Source organism: Streptomyces sindenensis (assembly GCF_014649035.1).
GTDB lineage: Bacteria > Actinomycetota > Actinomycetes > Streptomycetales > Streptomycetaceae > Streptomyces > Streptomyces sindenensis.
The window spans coordinates 1-3,250 of the sequence record NZ_BMSG01000073.1 but is presented as its reverse complement, the minus strand read 5'-3'; the positions used below and the strand labels follow the sequence as shown (position 1 = coordinate 3,250).

Below are 3,250 nucleotides of genomic sequence, written 5' to 3'. Positions count from 1 at the left end.
CCAGCATCGCCTGCACCCTCATCTGCTACCGCAGGCTCACCAAATGAGATGACTTCTAAGCGGGCTGCTTCTCCACGATCACATCGATCAGCTCGATCGTGGGTTCCTCGAAGAGCTCACCCGTTCTCTCACCGAGCGCGTGCGCGACCGCGCCCGACAGGTGTGCTTGGCGCCCGTCGTCGTCGGGGAAGGCATCGAAGATCCCGAACGATGAGGGTCCGAACTGGATTCCGAACCACCTCACGGTCCCGGGCTCTCCCTCAACGATTGACAGCCCCTGACTCAGGAAGTCGCGGACGTCGTCCTCCCTGCCGGGGAGGGCTTGCAGCCGTACCAGGACTGCTTTGCTGACCTGCGTAGCCATCTGAGGGTCTCCTTCACTTCCGCTTGCCCGGTTCGCGTAGTCGCAACATTTGAGCCACCCGGCGCGCGGCTCAGGCAGCCGTCCGCAATGGCGTCATCGCCATGTCATGGCTGGCCCCCTCCCTTCCCCTCCTGGCCCCTTGCCGAGGTGTTGGATCGCACCCCAAGGAATTCCTGGACCCTTCAACCCTCACCCGGTGTCCTCCCGCCTGCAAATGCAGCCCACAGGCGAAACACCTGATTCATGGACCGAGTGGGATTTGTGATGGAAAATTTCACGGCGTTCTGGCATGTCGCCGTCACACGAGAAGGATCCCTGATGGAATTCTCAACTCGGGTAACAGGCAGCCCGCCGTCGATCCAACGGTTCGATGACCCACACCTCGGCAGCCTGACGGAGGATGCTCGACTCATGTGATGCGTTTCGGGACGCCCCTTCGGTCCTGCCTGGGTCAGAAGCCCCGGAAGACACCGTCGTGGGCGGCGTTCTCGAAGTCCTCCCAATCCATGTTGGCGAGGGAAATGTTGTTCTCGACCGACCACAGTTCTGTGGCTACGACTCGGAGCCGGTCGTGCGTCTGCCGGGCCTCACCCTCCCCGCTTTCGTCGTTCTCGTCGGAGAGCAGGAGGGCCAGCAGCGGCATCTCCGGCGCCGTGAGGGCGGTCTTGTCGGCCACGATGAGAAGCTCGGTGTCCAGCTCGTGTGCCGCCGAGAGGATCTGTTCGGTCGTCAGGTCGCGATAGGCGAGATCATCCACTGGGTGGACGTTCGCGAGGAAGCCGTCCTGGTTCGGTGTCATGACGGTCGTGAGCAGAGCTTGCCAAGCGGTCGGGTCGGAGAAGTCGGTGCGGATCAGCAGGGTCTCGTCCGTGTCCGGCAGGCTCTTCACGAGTCCTCCCCGTGCGGGCGGGTTCGGGGCGGCGGAGGGCTCGGCCACTGCCTCGCCGTCGCGCCAGACGACCGTGCCGTCGGCACGGCACAGGACCACTCCGCCCTCCTCGACACGCAGTTCGTCAGCCGGTCCGCCCAGCGGTGGGCGTTCGTCGCCGAGAACGCGCAGCATGCCGTCTTCGTCGAGCCGCAGTCCGGGGTCGGCCGCTTCGCCGAGGTGCGCGTACCAGAGCCAGGTCTGGTCGGCTCCGAACAGCACGAGGCGGCGTTCGTCCCAATGTCCGAGCACGGTGCTTCCGTCGGGGGAGGTGAGGGAGTGCCGTCCGAGCGTCTGTCCTCGGCGCAGCACGGCACCCCGCGGGGCGTCGGCCGTGGGGCCGTGGCATGCCGTGTGTGCGCCTGCGGACCACACCGACCGGCCGTCCACGTCACGCAGTTCGGCACGGCCGTCATCTTCGACCACGAGCCTGCGGGCCCCCGAGCCGGACGGGCCGGAACTCCACACCGGGACACCATGGGTGTTGCGGACGGAGAGGACACCGTCCTCGGAGAGCTCGGCCCATCCTCCGTCCACCCACCCCGTGCCGGTCGACCACACGGCACGGCGCTTGGTGTGGCAGTACAGAGTCAGGTCGCCGTTGCCCTGATGGGCCAGTGTGTGCGTACCGGCGGAAGACGTCAGGGACTGGTTGCGCAGGCGCCCTCCCGCCTCCAGCGCGGGCCCACCGTAGGCGTAGGGCTCTCCCAGGGGGACCGGTCCGTGCGGGCGCTGGGTGCCCTCGTGCCACAGGACGCTCCCGGCGGAGTCGACCAGGCACAGCATCAAGCTCTTGGATTTCGCACCACCCGCCAGGTGCCGGCGCCAGGTGAGCACGGTGCCTTCCTGTTCGAACCAGTCGACCAGCGGACGCGTCAGCGCGTAGCTCCTCCCCCCGCTCTTCCCGTACTCGCAGACCCGCAGCCATCCGTCCTGCTGGCGGGCCACTGTCCGGCGCGTCTTCCCCTCCTTGACCAGATACGCGTCCCGGGTGACGGCAGCCGCGGGCGCCGCGTCCCCGAGCGGCACAGGGTGGGTGAGTCCGGTGCGTATGTTGCCGAGGCGGACGTGTGTGCGGTCCAGGAGTTCCAGCTCTCCGGCGTCCGTGAGGACGAGGTACTGCGCCCCGGGCGCGGCGAAACCGGAACGCCACACCGTCTCGTCGTCCTCCCCGCCCTCGACGACGACCTCGTACCCGTGCCCGAGCAACAGCTGTCCAGCTGCGCCCGCCCGCCAGACGACCTGACCGCGATCGGTGTCCGTGACCACGGCGACACCCTCCGGGTCGCACCGCAGCACGAACCTCCCCGAGGGGGACGTCAACTGGACATCGGGGTAAAGACGTTCGAACATGGGCAGTTCACGCATGGAACCCTCTTCTCCTACCGGGCGACGCCAGGTCATGGTGGCGGTCGGTGAAGCGGATTCTGCCGGACGCCACTGACAACGGGCCTGGTTGGCCCGTCGACTCCCGCCCTGACACCCCTGCCGCACAGCCTGCGCTGCCCCGAGTTTCGTAGAGTCCGGTGGTCTTGGTCCAGGCGGACTGCGGGGTCTGCTCCGTGCTTCGCCAGCAGGCTCCCTCGTACTCGGCGGGCGGGACGTAGTCGAGCGCGGAGTGAAGACGCTCTCCGTTGTGCCAGGTGATCCATTGGAAGATCGCCCGTTCGACCTGGTCGACGTCCTTCCAGGGGTGCTGTGTCTCTATAAGTTCGGCCTTTGGAGGTGCCGTTCAGTGCCTCGGCCATCGCGTTGTCAAACAAGTCCGCGCCCGACCCGACGGAGGCGAAGGCGCCGATGTCTGCGAGCCGGTCGATATACCGAGTTGACACGTATCGCGACCCACGGTCGCTGTGAAGGATGAGGTCGGAGCCCTTCTTGATCCTCGGCCCCCATAAGACGTCGTTTCTTATGGCTATCAGAGCGGCATGAGAGCCTCCTGGCATGAGCTACGACCT

Annotated in this window: 3 protein-coding genes; all 3 read right to left on the bottom strand. The window is 66.6% G+C overall.

Translation table 11 applies throughout. From position 1 onward, the window contains the following. Positions 1 to 55: 55 nt before the first annotated feature. Entirely contained in the window at positions 56 to 364 is a 309-nt protein-coding gene (locus IE145_RS33055) for a putative quinol monooxygenase (protein ID WP_189529107.1), read from the bottom strand. A gap of 451 nt (positions 365 to 815) precedes the next feature. Then, positions 816 to 2,660: a DUF6924 domain-containing protein gene (locus tag IE145_RS33050; protein ID WP_189529106.1), complete on the bottom strand. Its 1,845-nt coding sequence runs from the start codon at positions 2,658 to 2,660 to the stop codon at positions 816 to 818. After that, complete coding sequence (locus IE145_RS34080) at positions 2,653 to 3,000, bottom strand: integrase core domain-containing protein (RefSeq protein WP_506005047.1); 348 nt, start codon at positions 2,998 to 3,000, stop codon at positions 2,653 to 2,655. Before IE145_RS34080 ends, IE145_RS33050 begins: the two co-directional genes overlap by 8 nt. Positions 3,001 to 3,250 lie beyond the last annotated feature (250 nt).

Excerpts from the sequence above, each read along its gene's own strand:
- IE145_RS33055 (WP_189529107.1), bottom strand. The coding sequence starts at position 364 with ATGGCTACGCAGGTCAGCAAAGCAGTCCTGGTACGGCTGCAAGCCCTC.
- IE145_RS33050 (WP_189529106.1), bottom strand. The coding sequence starts at position 2,660 with ATGCGTGAACTGCCCATGTTCGAACGTCTTTACCCCGATGTCCAGTTG.